Consider the following 19,917-nt stretch of genomic DNA (forward strand, 5'->3'; position numbering starts at 1 on the left):
TTACTCCTGGTTGAGGCAAGCGTTCACGCTACGTGGACGCGTCGGCCAACGCCCCCACGTGCGTGGACGAAGTCCGCACACGCTGGTTTTGGCCAAAACCTAGGGGGAATATATGGAACGTCCGGTGAGATCCCGGAAGCGATTCCGGAAGTGGGCAGGGCCAGGCGTCGCAGCCGTCGCCGCTTCCGCGCTAATCGCCGCGCCGCTATCGGGGGCGCTTGCTGCAGAAGATACCGACTATGCCGAAGCAAACGCGCAGGTTCTGACGAGCTCGCTGCTGTCCGCGCTGCAGCTCGCCGACCTCGGCTATAGCGAACACGGGTATCCGACAGACTCGGCGACTCCGTCCGCGCAGGGGGCACTCGATCTTGGGGTGCTCAACGACAGCATTCAGTTGAACCTGGGTGGCATCTCGGTACCACTCATCAGCGATACCGCCAACGGCGGGCTGCTCTACCTCGGTGAACTCGGCACGATGACGAGCTTTAGCCAGGCGTCGAGCTCAACGCAGAGCACGGCGAGCGCCGGCGTGCTGTCCGACGGCGGCGCACTTGCCGTGACGCCCGGTTCGGGCGTCGGCACGGACCCCGCGCACATCGACCTCGTCTCGCTCGCCGACCAGTTGGGCGTCGCAGGTTTGACCGACGCCGTCCTCGACGAAGCACGAGTCGAGATCGGTGCCCTTGGATCGACGGCCACGGCGAGCAACGGGACGATCGATTCGTCGTACGGGATTGCCGGAGTGGAACTGAACCTGCACAGCGACCTGGTTGCGGGGCTCGCGAGCACGCTCGGCGACACGATCACGACTGCGACGCAGACGCTTGACGACACGGTGTCCTCGAGCGGGGCAGTGAACACGCTGCTGTCGGGCGTCGGCGACACGCTGGACGCCATTCCGCTGATCTCCGTTACCTCGGGACCGACCATCGCGATCAACGGCATCGACACGGTCGGTGACCAGGTGACGCAGTACCTGATCGACAACCCGGTGCTGTCGAACGCCACCGGGACGATCGAGGTCAACCTCGGCACCGGCACGATCAGCGTAGACCTGCTCGGCTTCGTCGCGGACGAACTCGGACTGCCAGTCAACGAGTTGCCCGCGAACACGGACCTCCTCACCGCCGACGTGCTGAACTCGGTCCTCGCCGAAGTCGACGTTCTGTTTGACGAACTGACCACCCAACTTGGGACTGTCATCGTTGACGCGCTGAACAGCCTCGAGGTGGTCATTGACGCGCAGGTCGCGCTCGGTGGTAGTGCGATCACTCCGCCGCTCGCAACCGGCGGTGTCACGGCGACGGGCACGCTCGGAGCGCTCTTGGGCGTTAGCGGGCAGAATTTCACGGTGGCGACGACGCTGGACCTGCTCGGTTTGATCAACATCGGCGACCTCCTCAACCCCGTCACCGACTTCCTCGTTTCGGCGATCGCCGGGACCACAGGTGCGCTCCTCGGCGACGTCATCGATGGCGCGGTCGACGGCGTGGTTTCGGCTGCCACTGGCACCGTTGCTGACGTGCTTACGGTCCTCAACCCGGTCCTCACCGAGGTCGTTGGCGGTATCGCGAACATCCGCATCAACTCGCAGCCGACGCTCCCCGCGGATGTTGCCGAGGGTGAGTTCTTCACTGTCAGCGCGCTCAGCGTTGACGTGCTTCGTGGCGACCTCGCCTCAGTCGACCTCGCGACCTCAAGTATTCGCGCACTTGCCCAAGAGGCCGCGCCGGTCGTGATTGACTCGCCGACCGCGGGTGAAGAGCTGCCCGAAGGCGCACTGCCGGTCTCGGGTACGGCGGAGCCTGGTGCTGCGGTGACCGTGACCCTGGTCGATGGCGTCGTAGAGACGACCACTGCGGATGCGTCGGGTAACTGGTCGGTTGAGTTCGCGGATGTTGCCGTGGGTGACTACACGATCTCGGCGACCGACGGTGCGACGACGGACACGGTTTCGATCTCGGTTGCGGCGCCTGCTGCGGCCGTTGTGATTGTGTCGCCGACTGAGGGTGCTTCGGTACCGGAAGGTGCGCTCCCCGTTTCGGGTACTGCGGAGCCTGGTGCCTCGGTCACTGTGACCCTGGCGGCTGGTGTGACGCAGGCGACGACCGCGGATGCCGAGGGCAACTGGTCAGTTGAATTCGCCAATGCTGCTGCCGGTGACTACACGATTACCGCAACCGATGGCGTAACGACTGACTCCGTCACGATTACAGTTACTGCGGATGCGACCGCCACTGCGACTGCGGACGCCTCGGCTACGGCATCAGTGGATGCGGATGCAAACGTGAATGCTTCGGCTTCGGCCTCGGCGTCGGCGAACGCGGATGACAACAGCAATGCCTCGGCGCAGGTGGCAGCGCAGGCTGCTGCGCTCGCGGATGCGACGTCGACGGCCTCGGCTGCGGCGACCGCGGATGCGACTGCTGCTGCTTCGTCGGCTGCGACGGCTGATTCCTCGAGCACTGCGACGGCGGATGTAACCACGGATGCGAATGCTTCCTCGGTTGCGGCGGCTCAGGCTGCTGCGATGGCGGATGCAACGTCGACGTCGGCGGCAGACGCTACCGCGGCTGCCGAAGGTAACGCTGCGGCGGCGGCTTCGGTCGCCGCGAACGCCGACTCCTCGAACGACGCTTCGGCAACTGCCGCGGCGGACGCCAACGCGAGCGCGTCGGCCGACCCGGTAGCGGCGTCAGTAGTCATTGTGTCGCCGACTGAGGGTGCTTCGGTACCAGAGGGTGTCCTGCCGGTTTCAGGAACTGCTGAGCCTGGCGCTTCGGTCACCGTGACCCTGGCCGAAGGTGTCGCGCAGACCACGACGGCGGATGCAGAGGGCAACTGGGCAGTTGAATTCGCCAATGCTGCTGCCGGTGACTACACGATCACCGCAACTGACGGCGTAACGACTGACTCGGTGACGATAACGGTTGCTGCTGATGCGACCGCTACGGCGACTGCTGATGCGACCGCGACCGCGGCTGCCGACGCAACAGCAACTGCCGACGCTTCGGTGGACGCTGCTACCTCGGTGGATGCGGATGTGAATGTAAACGCTTCGGCTTCGGCCTCAGCGTCGGCAAACGCGGATGACAACAGCAATGCCTCGGCGCAGGTGGCAGCGCAGGCTGCTGCGCTCGCGGATGCGACGTCGACGGCCTCGGCTGCGGCGACCGCGGATGCGACTGCTGCTGCTTCGTCGGCTGCGACGGCTGATTCCTCGAGCACTGCGACGGCGGATGTAACCACGGATGCGAATGCTTCCTCGGTTGCGGCGGCTCAGGCTGCTGCGATGGCGGATGCAACGTCGACGTCGGCGGCAGACGCTACCGCGGCTGCCGAAGGTAACGCTGCGGCGGCGGCTTCGGTCGCGGCGAACGCCGACTCCTCGAATGACGCCTCTGTGACGGCGGCAGCAGACGCAGACGCGTCGGCAACCGCTGACGCTACGGCCACAGCAACTGCGACCGCAGACGCTGCGGTCGATGCCGACGCCACTGCCGCGGCTGATGCGGTGACCGCTGCGGTTGTCATTGTGTCGCCAGCTGATGGCGAAACAGTGCCCGCGGGTGTTGTTCCGATTTCGGGTACGGCTGAGCCTGGTGCTGTTATCACGGTGACGCTTGCCGACGGTGTTGTGGAAACCGCGACGACGGATGCTGCAGGCAACTGGTCGGTTGAGTTCGCGGATGTCGCCGCGGGTGATTTCACGATCACCGCGACGGACGGTGTGACGACTGACTCGGTTTCGTTCACCGTTTCTGCGGATGCAACCGCGACTGCTGATGCAGCCGCTGCTACCGATGCAACCGCGACTGCTGACGCAGCGGCTGCGGCTACGGCTGACGCAACGTCGACCGCAATCGCGGATGCCTCGGTTGACGCAGCGGCTGCGGTAGACGCCGCGGCCACGGCTGACGCAAACGTCAACGCGTCGGCTTCCGCATCGGCCTCGGCGAATGCAGACGACAGCAGCAATGCATCGGCACAGGCCGCTGCGCAGGCTGCAGCCCTGGCGGATGCAACGTCGACGGCTTCGGCCGTCGCGGACGCGGACGCGACCGCGGCAGCATCGTCGGCAGCGATGGCTGATTCCTCGAGCGACGCCACCGCTGACGTTTCTTCCGACGCAAATGCGTCGGCGGTTGCCGAAGCGCAGTCTGCGGCAACGGCAGATGCCGACTCGACGTCGGCTGCGGATGCGTCCGCAGCTGCAGATGGGACAGCGGCGGCTGCGGCCTCGGCCGCGGCGAGCGCTGACGCATCGGACGATGCATCGGCAACCGCAGCGGCTGACGCAGCGGCGAGCGCGACGGCTGACGTGAATGCGTCAGGCGAAGAGCATTCGGCTGCCGACAGCGATGCAGCAGGTCAAGCAACGGACGCAGACGCAGCAGGCCAAGCAGCGGACGCAGACGCGGCAGCCGAAGCGGCTGATGCTGACGCCCAGGCAACGGACGCAGCCGACTCGGCCGACGCGGCCAGCGCATCCAGTGCAGCCAGCGCATCCAGCGCAGCCAGCTCGGCCACGGCATCCGCAGCCGGATCGAACGAAGCGAGCGCGAGCGCGAACCAGAATGGTTCGACGAACGCGACCGGCTCGAGCGATGACGGCCTCGCGCAGACCGGTGCTGACCTGCCGATCGTCGCGATGACGATCGCGGGCATGCTCATGCTCATCGGCACGGCCGCCGTGCTGATGACGAAGCGAGGCGGAGTGACGCGCCGGAATGGCTAATCACGTCTGCTAGACAGAGCGGGCAGCACACGAAGGTGTGCTGCCCGCTCCGTTCTTGTATCAACCCATCCCCGACTCCCGTCGGGACTTTGAAAGCATCCCATGGACAAAGAGAAAAAGAAGCGCTCACACCTCGTGCGAGGAGTCCTCGTCGCACTGAGCCTCGTGACGGCATGGCACATCTTCGCGTCGTTCCTCTGGATCGCGCCGAGCTCCCCGCTGCGCGAGATCCCGACGCAAAAGGTGCTGTCGAGCTACATGATCCCGTTCTTCGGGCAGTCCTGGAGCGTGTTCGCCCCGGAACCCATCAACGGGAGCTACACGCTGAAGGTGCGCGCCGTCGTCGACGACGGCAGCGGCCCGGTCGAGACCGAGTGGGTGGATGCGACCGCGGTCGAGTATTCGATGATTCAGAACAATCTTTTCCCGCCGCGTGCCGGCATCCAGGCTGGTGAGGTTGCGAGCCAACACAAGGCCGAGTTTGACGGGCTCACTGCGGACCACCAGGTCATCGCGGGGCTCAACTACTTCGAGGGTGACTGGGAGGCGCGCCTCGAGGAGAAGATGAGCAGCTACGGGGATGCGGCGCTCGTCGAGGAGTACATGGTCACGGAACACATGGCCACCGCATACGCGACGCAGGTCGCTCGGGCGGTGTGGGGCGAGGACGTCCAGCGCGTGCAATACGAGATCAGTCGGCAGAACGTGATTCCGTTCGCCGATCACCACGACCCCGAGGCGCAGCAGCCTCCGGTGCAGATCATCGCCACGGGCTGGCGCGGGTTGATCGTCAATCCCGGGCAGTCCGACGAGGCATTCGCCGACGTCTTCCTTCGCGTCTATGAGGGGATGCAGTAATGGCTACGCAGACTAACTTCGGCACGCACGTCAAGCGCTTCTTCGTCGCCCTTGGTTCCTTGCTCGGCGGCGGGATCGCCTCGCTATTCCGCGGCGCCGGCCGGCTCATCAGCACCGGCTACACGATCGCCGAAAACTGGCTGATCGACACGAAGAAGGCGACGTACGGGCTCGCCATCACGCGCATCCTGCTCGGCCTCTCGGCCGTGGGACTGCTCGTGTCGAACTGGCGCACGCGCCTGTACTCGTTCGGCAGCGGTTCGCTCTGGAACGGCGAGGGGCTCGAGGCGAAGAGCGACTTCCCCCAGATTTGGCTCTTCAGCGCGTTCCACCGCGCGATGCCGAACGACCTCGCCTACACCGCGTTGTACCTGCTGCTGCTCGCGCTCGCAATAGCCTTCACGCTCGGCTGGCGCACGCGGATCGTGCATCCGATTTTCCTCGTGCTGTGGATCAGCTTCATCGAAGCGAACGACATGCTCGGCGATCAGGGCGACAACATGTATCGCATCGCGCTGTTCTTCATGCTGTTCGCGAACTGCGGGATGCGCTGGTCGCTGGATGCGCGGCGGCGCGAGAAGAAGTTTGGGCCGACAACGAACGAGAGCCCAACGACGCAGTGGGGGCAGGTTCAGAACATCGCGCACAACCTCGTGCTCGTGATCCTGACCGCACAGGTGTCGTTCGTGTACATCTCGGGAGCGCTGTATAAGGCGGGTGGCGACCCCTGGTCGGGCGGCTACGCCGTGTACAACCCGCTCATGACCGACCGGTTTGGCACGTGGCCGTGGCTCAGCGAGATCGCCACCGCGTGGGGCCCGCTCGTAACGATTGCGACGTGGGGCTCGATCATCATGCAGCTCGCATTCCCGTTCATGCTCCTCACGCGACCCACTCGCGTCATCGGGCTGGCGAGCATCCTTACCTTCCACATTGCGATTGCGGTGCTCATGGGGCTGCCGTGGTTCTCGCTCGCGATGATCGCGATCGACTCGATCTTCGTGACCGACCGCACCTGGCAAAATATGGCGACTGGTCTGCGGCAGCGGGTGCGCGCATCCGCCGAGGAGGCCCGCGAGAAGGTGCCGGCGTAGGGGTGAAACCCCGCCGTGGCAGGTCCGCAATCGGCCAAGATTTTGCGGGTTGCGGACCAGGCACCGCAAATACTCGTTCGCTGGTGGCCGAACAACTTGTGGTTGCATCACAACGAACGTCGATAAAGTGAGCGGACGATGACAACCGAAATTTCCCTGTCCAGTCCTCCGCGCGTGGCTACGGCTCCCGTTGGAAACGCCACACTCAGGCACGCGAATGTCTCGCTACTGGGGATCGCCGAAGCGATTGCACCTGTCGAAGTTGCCTCGTCGCACTTCGATGAGCAGCTGCGCGGTGTGCTCAAGGAACTCGGTCTACCTCGAAGGTTGTTGGAGCGTGTCGCTGGCGTTGAGACGAGGCGCAACTGGGAGAACCCAAAGGACTACATCGCGGGCGCGGCGGAAGCTGGCCGAAAAGCAATGGCGCAGGCTGGCGTGACGGGAGAGCAGATCGGCCTGCTCATCAACAGTTCGGTATCGCGAGAGGAGCTCGGGAACGTCGGGCCCGCATCCCTGCCCATCACGCTCGCGCGTGAGGCGCGCGAGATGCAGCGCGGGGACCGCATCCTCTGCATGGGCGTCGGTTCAGGGCTCAACACGGCGATGCTGGAAATCACCTGGTGAGGCTTCCCGCAAAGCCGGCCAGTACACCCGGCAACCTCCCCGAGTGGGACGAGCAGTGGTCTCGGCTCGTCACCGTCGACACGGTGGACGGTGCCCGCACGTTCCACGTGCTGGACACCCTCGAGGCGCTCCGCGCGCAGGGCCGGGAGCCGAGCGGCACGATTCTCGCGCTGCACGGGAACCCCACGTGGTCGTATCTCTGGCGAGGGCTCGCGACGGCTTCACTTGCGGATGGTGCGCTGACGGATGCGTCGGGCCGCGTGTGGCGGGTCATCGCGCCGGATCAGCTCGAGATGGGCCATTCCGAGCGACTTCCGCACGACGCGCTGCCGACCACCGATGGGCCTGGCTACCGTCGCATCGCCGAGCGGGTGAGCGACTTCGACGCGGTGGTCCAGTCGCTCCTCGCCGAGACGGCGGATGCGGCTGGCGAGCAGGCGCATCCGGTCGTCACGATCGGGCATGACTGGGGCGGCATCATTTCGCTCACGTGGGCTGCGCGGCACCAAGACACGGTGGATGCGGTCATCAGCCTGAACACCGGCGTGCACCAGCCCGAGGGCAAGCCGCTGCCAGCACCGCTGCGTGCGGCGCTGAGCGGACCCGTCTTGCCCGCATCCACGGTGCTCACGGATGCATTCCTGCGCGTCACGCTGTCGCTTGGGCAGGGGCCAATCGCGCCAGAGATTCGCGACGCTTTCCGCTCGCCCTATCGGAAGGCGGAAGACCGCAGCGGAATCGGCGCATTCGTGGCCGATATTCCGGCCGACGAGGCGCATCCGTCGTTCGGCGAGCTGCAGCAGCTCGCCGAAGATGTCGCCACGATCCGAACCCCGGCGCTGCTCGTGTGGGGCCCGAAGGATCCGGTGTTCGTCGAGTACTTCCTGCGCGACCTCCGCGGGCGGCTGCCGCAGGCGGATTTGCACCGGGTCGAGACGGCCTCGCATCTCGTGAGTGAGGATGCGGATGTGGTCGGCATTGTCTTTCGCTGGCTGCGGGACCAGTTCCCGGTGGCTGCGGACGAGGCTGGGCTTGCGGACGAGGCTGGGCTTGCGGAAGAGCCTGCACCCGGGGATGACGCCGCGGCGCCGATGCTCTTCGACGCGCTCGACAAGCGCCGAGCGGAACGCTCGATCGCGAGTGTCGACATGACGCAGGATCCGCCGCAGCAGGTGTCGTGGGTGCAGCTTTCGCGCGTGATCGACGGGATCGCGCGGGGATTGCAGCGGCTCGGCCTCGAGAAGGGGGATCGCGTCTCGATTCTCGTCACGCCGGGCAATAACCTCACGGCGGTGCTCTACGGCGTGCTCAAGGCGGGCGGCGTCGCCGTCGTCGCCGATAGCGGGCTCGGCATCGAGGGCATGTCGCGGGCGATCCGGGCCGCCGATCCGAAATGGATCATGGGGTTGAAACCGGGGCTCACCCTCGCCCGAGCCAAGAACTGTCCGGGTCGGCGCATCGGGGTCGGTCGCTTCGACCGGCTCGAGCGGGCCGCCCTTCGGGTCGAGAGGACGGTCAACGACCTCGTGCGGAGCGCCGGGAGCGAGCCGATTCGACTCCCCGGGCCGAGCGATGACGCGGTCATCCTGTTTACGTCGGGATCGACGGTCCGGCGAAGGGCGTTCGATACACGCACGCGCGCATCGGCGCGCTCGCGGAAACGCTGCGCGAAGAATTCAAGGTGCACTCGAGCACCGGCTGGGCGGCCGGTTTCGCGCCGTTCGCGCTGCTCGGGCCGGGTCTCGGCATCAGCAGCGTGACGCCGAAGATGGACGTGGCCAAGCCCCGGACGCTGACGGCCGCCGCGCTCGCGGATGCCGTCATCGCCGGGAAATCCACCATGGTGTTCGCATCCCCGGCGGCCTATCGCAACGTCAGCGCTACCGCGAGCGACCTCACCCCCGAGCAACGCGCATCCTTCGCCGACATCGAGCTCGTGCTCTCGGCGGGAGCGCCCGTGCCGCTGCAACTCCTGGATGAGCTGGCCGAACTGTTCCCGAACGCGGTGATCCGCACGCCCTACGGCATGACCGAGGGCCTCATGCTCACCGACATCGATCGCGACGGGATCGCCGCGGCGGAGGCCCAATCGCGCGATCACGGCGTGTGCGTGGGCGCCCCGATCTCGCGAGTGCGAGTGGCACTCGCACCGCTCGACGCGGTCGGGACCCCGACCGACGAACTGCTGACCGGTGACGCCGCGACGGACATCCTGGGCGAGTTCGTCATCTCGGCGCCGCACTCCAAGGCAAGCTACGACGCGCTCTGGGGCACCGACTCCGCGTCGAAGCGCGACACGCTCGACGGCCTGCTCTGGCACCGAACCAACGACATCGGACACTTCGACCCTGAGGGCAGGATGTGGCTCGAGGGCCGCGTGCAGCACGTAATCAGCACTCCGGATGGTCCGGTTGGGCCGGGCGGCCTCGAAGCCGTCGTGGACAAGGTGCCGAGCGTGCACCGCTCCGCCGTGGTCGGGGTCGGCCCCGAAGGCGTACAGGCGGTCGTGGTCGTCATCGAACCGGAAGCGGGGTCGGGCCTCAAGGCCGGACTCGCGCCGCTCGAGGTGGCCGATGCCGTTCGCGCCGCGGTCGCCGAGTACTTCCCGCAGGACGTCGCGGCCGTCCTCGTCACGACGACGTTCCCCACCGACATCCGCCACAACTCGAAAATTGACCGCACGCGACTCGCGCGCTGGGCGGACTCGGTGCTGTGCGGCGAGCGAGTCGGCACGCCCTGACGCCGGTCGAATCACCGCTTCGCGAAGGAGATTTCTTGAACATTCTGGTCACCGGCGCATCCGGACTGCTCGGCTCGTCGGTCGCGCGTGCCCTTCGGGATGAGGGGCACCGCGTCACGACGCTGCAGCGCCGGGCGTCGGGAGTGGCGGGCGTCCGGGATGTTCGGGGTAGCGTCACCGACGCCGCGGCGGTCGCCGAGGCGATGGCCGGGCAGACCGGGGTGATTCACCTCGCGGCGCAGGTCTCGATGGCAGGGGACGCGAGCGGCTTCGAGCGGGTCAATATCGGCGGCACGCGAAACGTGCTCGCGGCGGCCCAGGATGCGGGAGTCTCGCGATTCGTGCACATTTCTTCGCCGTCCGTTGCGAACGCGGGCGACTCGCTGGTCGGCGTGCCCGCGGGGCCTGCCAACCCGGAAGCCGCGCGCGGCGAGTATGCGCGAACCAAGGGCCACGGCGAGCTGCTGGCGCTGGGCGCCGACTCCGAAGACTTTCCCGTGCTCGTGCTGCGCCCGCACCTGATGTGGGGCCCGGGCGACACCCAGCTGACGGAGCGCATCATCGAGCGCTCGCGGCAGGGCCGGATGCCGATTCTCGGCTCGGGCGCGGCGCTCGTGGACACGCTCTACGTCACCAACGCGGTCGACGCGATCGTCGCGGCGCTCGAGGCCGTGACGTCGGTGCACGGCGAGGCGCTCGTCGTCACCAATGGGCAGCCTCGCCCGATCGGCGAGTTCATCGAGCGGCTCGCCCTCGCGGGCGGCGCACCCAGGCCGAAGCTGCGCATCCCCGTCGGTCCGGCCCTCGCGGCTGGCAGCGCGGTGGACGCGATCTGGAACCTGCGCGACGATCACGAAGACGAGCCGCCGCTGACCCGATTCCTCGCGGAGCAAATGAGCACCGCGCACTGGTTCGACCAGCGCCGCACGCGCGAGGTGTTGCAGTGGAAACCGGCCGTGAGCTTTGAGGCTGGGATGGCGGAGTTGGCGCGGAGGTATCGCTAGGTACGGGCTGCTTCCCGCTACTCGCTCACAAAGACCCCGGTGACGGATGCGCGTACCGTGATTTCCTGAATCGTCACTTCGGCCGTTTCTGTCGCCTCGGCCGAGGCTCGCATCATGCCCATGGGAGCGACCGGCCTGCCCTCGACGTCCGAGATACTCGCGACCTGCACGACTCGCTCGCCCAGCGCATCCGCGTAATCGTCCGCGATCTCGCGCGCGGAGGCGACTGCCGCTTTGCGGGCCGCGCGTTCGTGGGTGCGCCGGGATTGTTCGGTGAGCGTCCACGTTACGTTCGTGCTCGCACCGGCCTCCGTGAGTTCGTTCACCAGCTGACTGACGAGGTCAAGATTGGCGAGCTTGACACTGACGTTGCTGGTCGTGACGTGCTCGAGGATGACCCGAGTGCGACTGCCCTCAGCGTAGGTCTTCCGCGTCCAGGTGCTGATCGGGCTTGCCGCGTGCCACGTGGCGTCGCCCGCGCCTCGCAGTTGCTGTGCTCGCTCGACGATCCGATTGTGCAGGGCGGATGCGGTCTGGATGCTCTGGCTTCGGTCGCGGGACGCGACAGAGGTGTGAGCTTGGACGGTTGCCCGCTCGGCAAGGTGGTGTGTCTCGGCGGTGCCAGTGGCGTGGATTTCAGTCATGCAGCCAGCTAACACCGTGCGGCTGGTTAGATTTCTGGCATCGAACCGAACGTGAATTTACTTGCAAATACAAGGAATATTCGCGGGATGAGCGGGGTTATTTCTGACATGGCAACCAAGATTGGCTTTCTCTCATTCGGGCACTGGATGGATGCGCCCGGCTCCCGCGTCGTGACGGGGCAGGATGCGCTGCTCCAAGCGATCGATCTCTCGGTCGCGGCCGAAGAGGTCGGCATCGACGGCGCGTATTTCCGCGTCCACCACTACGCGAAGCAGCACTCCGCGCCGTTCCCGCTGCTCGCCGCAATTGCCGCGCGGACGAAGCGGATCGAACTCGGCACGGGCGTGATCGACATGCGGTACGAGAACCCGATGTACATGGCGGAGGAGGCCGCGGTCACCGACCTCATCTCCTCCGGCCGATTGCAGCTAGGCGTGAGCCGCGGCTCACCCGAGCCTGCACTCGCGGGATACCAGGCGTTCGGCTACGTGCCTGAGGACGGTGACCACGCCGAGATGGCGCGGCACAAGACCCTCATCTTCCTGCGCGCGATCCAGGGCGCGGGCGTCGCGAACCCCGATCCGCGACAGTCCGCATCCCCCGAGCCGCTCGCGCTCGAGCCGCAGTCGCCCGACCTCCACCAGCGCATCTGGTGGGGCGCGGGCTCACGCAAGACGGCGGTGTGGGCGGCCGAGCAGGGCATGAACCTGATGTCCTCGACGCTGCTGACCGAGGACACCGGTGTGCCGTTCTCGGAGCTGCAGGCCGAGCAGATCCAGCAGTTCCGCGACGCGTGGGATGTCGCCGGTCACCACTGGACCCCGCGCGTCAGCGTCTCGCGCAGCATCATCCCACTCGTCGATGACGAGTCGCGCCGCTATTTCGGTGTGCGCGCCCAGGCCGAGGCGAAGGACCAGGTCGGGCAGATTGAGCCGGGCGAGCTCGCGCGCTTCGGCCGCAGCTACATTGGCGAGATCGACACGCTCATCGAGGAACTCAAGGAAGACGCCGCGGTGCAGGCCGCGGACACACTACTCGTGACCGTGCCAAACGCCCTCGGCGTCGACTTCAACGCGCGGATGCTCGAGGCAATCTCGAAGGAGTTGCGCACCGCGCTCGGCTAGGCGTTCTTGTACCAGCTCGAGCCGAGGGTGTAGCGGATCTTTTCGATGTCGGCCGCGTCATAGGGAAGGTACTCGATGACGCGGTTCTTCAGCGCGAGCTCGCGGCGGGCGATGCGCCAGCCGTTCTCGGTGCGCACGAGATCGTCGACGTAGATGCCGCCGGCCCGGATGTGTTTGAACTTCTCCGGGTCGTCGGTCGTCTGCAGCGTCACCCATAGCACCTCGGTAACGGTGTGCGCGGTGTCGCCGTCGATCTCGAACCGGGTGTTGCCGTTGACGTGCTGACCCGAGAGTCGGGTGTCGTCGTTCTGGCCGCTCAGCGCATCCTGCAGCGAGGCGGGCGTGTAGTGCGTGTCTCGTTCGAGCAGCACAATGTCGGCGTCGGGCGTGAAGGCGTCGTCGAGGATCGACCACTCGCGCTGGTCGAGCGCGTGTGAGTAGGCGTTGATGGCGTCGAGGATCTCGGCGCGGTCGATGAGGTCTTGCGTGGTGAGTGGCATGTGAGTCCTTGTCTCGTGAACGTATCGGTGGCGGGCGGGGGCAGCGGGTGGCGGACTAGCGGGCGAGCTGCCTAGCCCCACTTGGTGGTGGAGCCCGCGTCGATGACGAGGTTCGTGCCGGTGATGTAGCGGGCCTCGTCGGAGGCGAGGAAGAGGACGGCGTTCGCGACGTCGATGGGGTCGATCCACGGGGTGTCGAGCAGCTTGCCGCGCTTGAAGGGTTCGATGACGTCCTCGGGGGTTGGATGCTCGAGGTCGGGTCGGTAGCGGCGCAGGTTGTCGTCGTTCAAGACGAGGTCCGTGCCGACCGCCGTCGGATGCGTCGTGTTCACGCGTCCGCCGAATGCACCGAGCTCGGTCGCCCAGACCTTCGCGAGACCAACGAGGGCGGTCTTCGCCGCGGTGTAGGCGCTCGAGTTTGCCCCGCCGCGGATGCCCGCGGTCGAGGATGCGAGGATGACGCTTGAGCCGTTCGGGTTCTGCTTCAGCGCGGGGAACACTGCCTTCGCGGTTCGCCAGACGCCGGAGAGGTCGATGTCGATGACGGTGTTCCAGGTCGCCTCGTCGAGGTCCTCGGCCTGGGTCTCGGGGAGCAGCACCCCGGCGTTCGCGAACAGGATGTCGATGCGGCCGTAATGCTCGATCGTGGCCTCGACCGCGGCATCCAGGCTGGCCTGATCGCGCATGTCGGCCTGCAGCGGTAGGAGGTGGTCTGTCGGGGCCGGGGGATTGAGGTCGACGGCCGCGACCTCGGCGCCCTCCTCGATAAATCGCGCCGCCGTGGCCGCGCCGATACCTGCGCCCGCGCCGGTGATAAATGCCACCTTGCCGGAAAGGCGGCCGGGGCGGATGCTGTCTGCAGTGCTCATGTGCCAAGTTCACGCCCGTTGCGCGAAGAACACAACTTGGGAGTCACAGTGTGACGAGTGTCGGTGTGTTTGCGGCCCCGTGGAACACATACCCGTGGTTTCGCGTTACATGACAATGCAAAGACCACGGTCGCGGGAATATCGCGGCCATCAGACCATCCAGAAGGAATCATGCGCGCGAATTTACATCGAGTCCAAGTCGTCCACATTCGCGATTGCCCGAACACGCAGGTCGCGACTGAGCGCATGCGGTCCGCGCTCGAGGCTGTGGGGATGGGGGAGACCCCGGTCGAAACGGTGCTGGTTGAAACACCAGAGCAAGTCGCTGCCGTGACCTTCGCAGGTTCACCGACCATCCTCGTCGACGACGAAGATCTGTTCCCGACGGGCGCCACGTCGCGCGACCTCGCGTGCCGCGTGTATGTGAGCGAGACAGGAATGGCTGGCGCGCCATCGGCTGACCAAATCGCCGACGCGTTACGCGCGCGGATCGCTGAGGTCCAGTAGTTACTGCGAACCAGTAGCTACTGGGCCAAAAGCTATAGGCCGAGTCGCGTGGCGAGCTCGTCGACGCGTTTTGCGATGTCGTCTCGGACGAGGTCCATCCGCTGTGCGCCTTCAATCCCGCGGAGCGAGGGCTCGTCCGTGATCCAGCGCTCGACGTTTGCTGCACCTTCGGGAAGCTGCGCCTCCTCGCCGAGCACGATGACCAAGTCGGAGTCGCGCAGGTCTGCCTCGGTGATCGGTTTCGGATATTCGCCCTCGGTTGACGCGCCGACCGCGACGAGCGACTCGACCGACTGTGCGTTGAGCGCTGCGCCCGGCTCCGTTCCTGCCGACCGGATCTCGGCAGCATCCCCCACTCGCTGCCGCATGAGCGCAGCTGCCATCTGGGACTTGCCGCCGTTTTTGACGCAGACAAAAAGCAGTTTCGGTGTTGACATCACTGCACCCTTTCGCGGAAATTCCTGGCCCCTCGAGCGAGGCCCCACGGACGAAACCACCGTACGTGTCGATTGCTAACGCGAGGCGAACTGCCCCGAGGAATCTCTCGCGCATCCGACCTACAGCTTGACCTCGCGACCGATGATGATCGTGCGCTCGCGGGGAAGCGAGAGCTGATTGACCGGGTCGGTCCGCATCCGCACCATGAGCGCGTAGATTTCGCGAACGAACTTCACCGGGGGCCGCGAGACCACCTCGACGATTGGCAGCGATAGGTAAAACACGACGTGGCTGACGTTGAGATCGCCGAAGAGATCTGGCCGAAGCTTGATTACCTCGCGCAGCGCGCCGAGCGGCTTGATGCGCTCGCGGTAGCCGTATGTTGCGGTCATTGAAAGGATGCCGGGCTCGGGACTCCTGATGTCCTCGGGGTGGATGCGCTCTTCGGCGGGGACGGCCGGGACGTGGACGTTCTGCCAGGTGAAGAGGATGATGCGCTCGGGTATCGCATGTTGGTGCTTGGCCATGACGTGGAGCGCCACGGGGATGCGGTCGCGAGACGGCGTGAAGAAGACCCCGGTGCCAGCGACTCGCGAGACGTTGCCCTCATCCAGCAGCTCGAGGAACTCGGCAGGCTTGACCTCTTCGTGGCGACGCCAGCGGCGCATCTGCTTCCGCCCGGATCGCCAGCAGAACATGAGGAAGCAGAGGACCCCACCGATGAGTAGCGGCAGCCAGCCGCCGCTTTCAATCTTCGGCACGTTGGCGGCGAGGAACACCAGGATGATCAACCAAATAGCGCCGGCGACCCACAGCGGCCACGAGTAGTCGCGGCGCAGGATCATCAGGCCGATGAAGAGGGACGTCGTGATGGTGATCGTAATGGTGACCGCGAGGCCGTACGCCGAGGTGAGGTTTTGCGAGCTCTGGAAGAGCACAACGATGAGGATGACTGCGGCGGCAAGCGTCCAGTTCGCGGTCGGCAGGTAGACCTGGTGCTGCTCTTCCTCGGAGGTGTGAACCACCCGCATCGGCACCATGAGGTCAAGCCGCGAGGCCTGGTGAATCACGGTGAACGCGCCGGAGATGACGGCCTGCGAGGCGATGACTGTCGCCGCGGTCGCGATGAGGATCATTGGTACGAGCAGGGGTTCGGGCACCATCGCGAAGAACACACCGCCAGGCCCCGACTTGCCTTGAACGAGCGTCGCGGCCTGACCCAAATAGGCGACGGTTAGCGCGGGCAAGACGACGAAGAGCCAGGCGCGACGGATGGCTTTCCGACCGAACTGCCCCATGTCGGCATAGAGCGCCTCGGCACCGGTGACGGCAAGCACGACCGAGCCGAGCGACAGAAATGCGGTAAGTGGATGCGCGGCGAAGAACGGGATGATCCAGTGCGGCGACAGCGCCCAAAGCACCTGGGGATGCCCGATCACCGCGAGTAGGCCGAACACCGTGATCGCGCCGAACCACAGCAGCATGACAGGTCCGAAGGCCTTCGCGACGCGGTTGATGCCGAGCGGTTGTAGGAGGAAAAGCAGCACGAGAATCACGATCGTAATGGGAACGACCGATGCGCCGAGGCCGCCATGCAGCAGTTCGAGGCCCTCGACCGCGGAGAGCACCGAGATTGCGGGGGTGATGATGCTGTCGCCGAGGAACATCGCCGCACCGACGCCGGCGAGCGCAATCCAGATTCCGCGGCGCGCGGCCTTACGCGGCACCTGGCGGATGAGTCCGAGCAGCGCGAGTAAGCCGCCTTCACCGTTGTTATCCGCGCGGAGAAAAATGGTGACGTACAAGATCGTCACGATCAGGATGAGCGACCAGATCAGCGTCGAGACCATGCCGTAGACGGTGGTCACGTCGCCTGGCCCAGATGCGTGCTGTTCCTTGGCGAGGGCGGTCACGGTGTAAATCGCACTCGTACCGATGTCACCGAATACGACGCCGAGCGCGCCCAAGATGAGCCCGATGCTGGATTTCCTTGGCAGGTGTGCGGCAGTTGCCGCAATTCCGTTAGACATGGGCTCAAAGTACACCTTTTGGGCGGTGCAATGTTGCGTCATATTTTGCCGGATGTCGACGAACTCGCAGCTTGCGTGCCTAGGGTCGCTTGCCATGAAGATCGACCAGAAATACGCGGACGCCATCAACGATCAGGTCACTCTCGAGCACCAGGCATCCCTGGTCTACCGCCAGCTCGCGGCCGACATGGAGGCGATCGACCTCAGCGGCATCGCATCCTGGTTCTCGGCGCAAGCCGACGAGGAACTTGTCCACGCTGCGAAGTTCACGCAGTATCTCCACGATCGCGACTACCACCCGGTGCTCGGCACGATCGAGCTCAGCGGCAACACCGTCGACAACGCGCTCGACGCGTTCAAGGCATCCCTCGCCCACGAGGAGAAGGTGTCCGAGGCGATCCGTAATCTCTACCGCATCGCTGATGAGGTCGGCGACATTGATTCTCGACCGCTGCTCTACTGGTTCCTCGACGAGCAGGTCGAGGAGGAGTCCACGGTGAGCGAGATCATCGGCCGCATCGAGCTCCTGAACGGGGATGGTTCGGGTCTCTTGACGCTTGACCGTCAGCTCGGCCAGCGGGACGCATCCGCGGAGTAGCCAGCTTTTCGCCGAGCCAACCTCGCCCGGCCACACAATCGTCCGGCCTCGAACCGCCACACGGCACGGCTCGAGGCCGGATCTCTTTTCCGGTGTGCCGAGCCAGGCCGTGTCTTGCTGCCGCTGCCGCAGCCATTGCCGCAGCCATTGCCGCTAGCGCACAGCCCGCCCCGTATACCGGCCAGGTTGAGCGCTACGGGCAATGGGTGGATAACCGACCGGGTGCATCCATTGCGGTTATCGCTCAGTCCGCCCCGTGCACAGGCCACCGTGAGCGCTACTGGCAATGGGTGCCACCGACAAATGGGCGAGAACAGGCCTCCGAAGGCTCAAGTGGAGGGGCTGACGGGAATCGAACCCGCGCTGTCTGCTTGGGAAGCAGAAGTTCTACCATTGAACTACAGCCCCACTCCGCGCAATAAAGCGCCGACCGCTAGTGTAGCAACAGGTTTGGCCGCAGCGAAAAAAGGTGGATGCATGCTGCTCAGTGATCGAGATATTCGCGCCGGAATCGACTCGGGACGCATTGGTCTCGACCCGTGGGATCCCGCGATGGTGCAGCCCTCGAGCGTGGATGTGCGACTCGATCGCTACTTCCGCCTCTTCGACAACCATCGGTACCCGTCGATCGATCCGCGCGAGGAGCAGTCGGAGCTCACGCACCTCGTCGAGGCCGAACCGGATCACGCGTTCATCCTGCATCCCGGTGAGTTCGTGCTCGCCTCCACCTTCGAGCAGGTCACGCTCGCTGACGACGTCGCGGCCCGCCTCGAGGGGAAGTCCTCGCTCGGACGCCTCGGCCTGCTTACCCACTCGACCGCCGGCTTCATCGACCCCGGCTTCCAGGGCCACGTCACGCTCGAACTCTCGAACGTCGCGACGCTGCCGATCAAGTTATGGCCCGGCATGAAGATCGGTCAGCTGTGCTTCTTCAACCTGTCTTCGCCTGCCGAGCATCCGTACGGTTCCGCGCAATATCAGTCGCGCTATCACGGCCAGCGCGGCCCGACGGCGTCGCGCTCATGGATGAACTTCTCGGTTGTAGACGTTTCGAGCACCGACGCGGGTTCGCGCGGCGACTAGCTAAGGGGAGCGCGTGACTGACTTTTCGAGGGCGATCGACGTTGCGCGGCGCCGTGGCGGACCCGCGCACCTGCTCGTACTGCACGAGGGCACCCCGGTGGTGGATGAACGATTCGGCGTGGGCGCGCATGCCGCGTTCTGGCCGTTCTCGGTCTCGAAGATCTACATCGCGGCACTGACCTGGGCGCTCCACGAAGACGGGCTGCTCAGCGTCGATCACCCCGTCGCGAAATACTGGCCCGAGTTCGCCCAACACGGCAAGGAAGCGGTCACAATCCGCCAGGTGCTGCAGCATCGCTCGGGCCTGCCGCGCGTCGGCGGCACGCTCGCCGAGGTCGCGGCGATGACGGACTGGCGCGAGGCGACCGACCGGCTGGCCCGCGCATCCAGGCAGCCGAACGCCGACGAGGTACCCGCCTACGAGTGGCTTGCGTGGGGATTCATCCTCGGCGAGGTGGCGCAGCGCACGACCGGCTTCGACCTCCAAACCGTCTTGCGTGAGCGCATCCTCGAGCGGGTGGATGCGCGGGGCACGTTCCTGGGGATGCCGCCGACGCAGTCGTGGCGTGCGGTGCCCTTCACGGCGCGGGATCCGGCGTCGGGCGTCGTCGCGGGAGTACTGAACCGGGAGTCGGTGCGGGATGCGGTCATCCCGGCCGGTGGGGTGTCGACCACGGTTTACGATCTCGCGAACCTCCTCGAAGCGATTCGACTCGGCGGAAGCGAAATCGGGCTGGGCAATCAATCCACCGCCGCGATGCTCGAACCGAGCAATCATGGCGAATTCGACCGCTTCGCGGGCGGCAGAGTCTGGTGGAGTAACGGGCTGCAGCTCGGGCATGCCGACCCGAACCCGTTTCGCGCATCTGCCCTCGGGACTCGCTCGTCGGACGAGACGTTCGGACATAACGGCTCGAATGTCTCGATCGCGTGGGCCGATCCGACACGGGATCTGACGTTTGTGTATCTCTCCGGCATCATCGAACCGTTTCCGCTCAATCGACTCACGCTGATGCGCATGCAAGACCTGGTGCTCACGGCAGTGGGCGACATAAACTAGTCGAT

Annotated in this window: 15 protein-coding genes, 1 tRNA gene and 1 pseudogene; 11 read left to right on the forward strand and 6 right to left on the reverse strand. The window is 65.7% G+C overall.

Translation table 11 applies throughout. The features are described 5' to 3' along the window. The first annotated feature begins 112 nt into the window (after window positions 1–112). The 6 genes and pseudogenes from GMOLON4_RS12365 to GMOLON4_RS12390 all read left to right on the forward strand — a co-directional run bounded on the left by GMOLON4_RS12365 (window position 113) and on the right by GMOLON4_RS12390 (window position 11,058). Window positions 113–4,738 (forward strand): choice-of-anchor G family protein, encoded by a 4,626-nt coding sequence (locus GMOLON4_RS12365; RefSeq protein WP_146137517.1) that lies wholly within the window; start codon window positions 113–115, stop codon window positions 4,736–4,738. Between the two features lie 102 nt (window positions 4,739–4,840). Next, the gene (locus GMOLON4_RS12370) at window positions 4,841–5,596 is read left to right on the forward strand and encodes a DUF5819 family protein (RefSeq protein ID WP_026936509.1); all 756 of its coding nucleotides are present in this window, start codon (window positions 4,841–4,843) and stop codon (window positions 5,594–5,596) included. After that, window positions 5,596–6,690 carry an HTTM domain-containing protein gene (locus GMOLON4_RS12375; RefSeq protein ID WP_084147421.1) on the forward strand — a complete coding sequence of 365 codons (1,095 nt, stop codon included), beginning with the start codon at window positions 5,596–5,598 and terminating at the stop codon, window positions 6,688–6,690. Before GMOLON4_RS12370 ends, GMOLON4_RS12375 begins: the two co-directional genes overlap by 1 nt. A gap of 174 nt (window positions 6,691–6,864) precedes the next feature. Next, window positions 6,865–7,314 carry a 3-oxoacyl-[acyl-carrier-protein] synthase III C-terminal domain-containing protein gene (locus GMOLON4_RS12380; RefSeq protein ID WP_026936511.1) on the forward strand — a complete coding sequence of 150 codons (450 nt, stop codon included), beginning with the start codon at window positions 6,865–6,867 and terminating at the stop codon, window positions 7,312–7,314. Between the two features lie 107 nt (window positions 7,315–7,421). After that, window positions 7,422–10,054, forward strand: a pseudogene (locus GMOLON4_RS12385) (alpha/beta fold hydrolase). A gap of 35 nt (window positions 10,055–10,089) precedes the next feature. Next, window positions 10,090–11,058: an NAD-dependent epimerase/dehydratase family protein gene (locus GMOLON4_RS12390; protein WP_026936512.1), complete on the forward strand. Its 969-nt coding sequence runs from the start codon at window positions 10,090–10,092 to the stop codon at window positions 11,056–11,058. A gap of 17 nt (window positions 11,059–11,075) precedes the next feature. Here the strand turns inward: GMOLON4_RS12390 and GMOLON4_RS12395 are convergent, their stop codons facing one another. Continuing rightward, the gene (locus tag GMOLON4_RS12395) at window positions 11,076–11,702 is read right to left on the reverse strand and encodes an SIMPL domain-containing protein (RefSeq protein ID WP_026936513.1); all 627 of its coding nucleotides are present in this window, start codon (window positions 11,700–11,702) and stop codon (window positions 11,076–11,078) included. Between the two features lie 108 nt (window positions 11,703–11,810). Here GMOLON4_RS12395 and GMOLON4_RS12400 point away from each other — a divergent pair, with 108 nt between their 5' ends. Further along, window positions 11,811–12,827, forward strand: a complete 1,017-nt coding sequence (locus tag GMOLON4_RS12400) for an LLM class flavin-dependent oxidoreductase (RefSeq protein WP_026936514.1) — start codon at window positions 11,811–11,813, stop codon at window positions 12,825–12,827. On the opposite strand, the gene GMOLON4_RS12405 is transcribed toward GMOLON4_RS12400, so the two are convergent. Further along, window positions 12,824–13,327: a nuclear transport factor 2 family protein gene (locus GMOLON4_RS12405; protein WP_026936515.1), complete on the reverse strand. Its 504-nt coding sequence runs from the start codon at window positions 13,325–13,327 to the stop codon at window positions 12,824–12,826. The genes GMOLON4_RS12400 and GMOLON4_RS12405 overlap by 4 nt on opposite strands. Window positions 13,328–13,398: 71 nt before the next feature. Further along, the gene (locus tag GMOLON4_RS12410; RefSeq protein ID WP_026936516.1) at window positions 13,399–14,196 is read right to left on the reverse strand and encodes an SDR family oxidoreductase; all 798 of its coding nucleotides are present in this window, start codon (window positions 14,194–14,196) and stop codon (window positions 13,399–13,401) included. Window positions 14,197–14,367: 171 nt separating this feature from the next. On the opposite strand from GMOLON4_RS12410, the gene GMOLON4_RS12415 reads away from it, so the two are divergent. Continuing rightward, the gene (locus GMOLON4_RS12415) at window positions 14,368–14,703 is read left to right on the forward strand and encodes a hypothetical protein (RefSeq protein WP_035732465.1); all 336 of its coding nucleotides are present in this window, start codon (window positions 14,368–14,370) and stop codon (window positions 14,701–14,703) included. 32 nt (window positions 14,704–14,735) lie between these two features. Here GMOLON4_RS12415 and GMOLON4_RS12420 read toward each other — a convergent pair whose 3' ends face one another. Beyond that, window positions 14,736–15,140, reverse strand: coding sequence for an arsenate-mycothiol transferase ArsC (locus tag GMOLON4_RS12420; RefSeq protein WP_026936518.1), 405 nt, complete (start codon window positions 15,138–15,140; stop codon window positions 14,736–14,738). Window positions 15,141–15,260: 120 nt separating this feature from the next. Further along, window positions 15,261–17,171: a KUP/HAK/KT family potassium transporter gene (locus GMOLON4_RS12425; RefSeq protein WP_169516491.1), complete on the reverse strand. Its 1,911-nt coding sequence runs from the start codon at window positions 17,169–17,171 to the stop codon at window positions 15,261–15,263. Between the two features lie 94 nt (window positions 17,172–17,265). Between GMOLON4_RS12425 and GMOLON4_RS12430 the strand changes: the two genes are divergently transcribed. Beyond that, window positions 17,266–17,769: a ferritin gene (locus GMOLON4_RS12430; RefSeq protein ID WP_026936520.1), complete on the forward strand. Its 504-nt coding sequence runs from the start codon at window positions 17,266–17,268 to the stop codon at window positions 17,767–17,769. 334 nt (window positions 17,770–18,103) lie between these two features. Here GMOLON4_RS12430 and GMOLON4_RS12435 read toward each other — a convergent pair. Further along, window positions 18,104–18,177, reverse strand: a tRNA-Gly gene (locus GMOLON4_RS12435). A 69-nt stretch (window positions 18,178–18,246) separates the two neighbouring features. On the opposite strand from GMOLON4_RS12435, the gene dcd reads away from it, so the two are divergent. Both dcd and GMOLON4_RS12445 read left to right on the forward strand, forming a co-directional pair. Beyond that, window positions 18,247–18,852, forward strand: a complete 606-nt coding sequence (gene dcd, locus GMOLON4_RS12440) for a dCTP deaminase (RefSeq protein ID WP_026936521.1) — start codon at window positions 18,247–18,249, stop codon at window positions 18,850–18,852. A 13-nt stretch (window positions 18,853–18,865) separates the two neighbouring features. Further along, window positions 18,866–19,912, forward strand: a complete 1,047-nt coding sequence (locus GMOLON4_RS12445; RefSeq protein WP_026936522.1) for a serine hydrolase domain-containing protein — start codon at window positions 18,866–18,868, stop codon at window positions 19,910–19,912. Window positions 19,913–19,917: the final 5 nt, after the last annotated feature.

It is taken from the genome of Gulosibacter molinativorax (assembly GCF_003010915.2).
Classification (GTDB): domain Bacteria; phylum Actinomycetota; class Actinomycetes; order Actinomycetales; family Microbacteriaceae; genus Gulosibacter; species Gulosibacter molinativorax.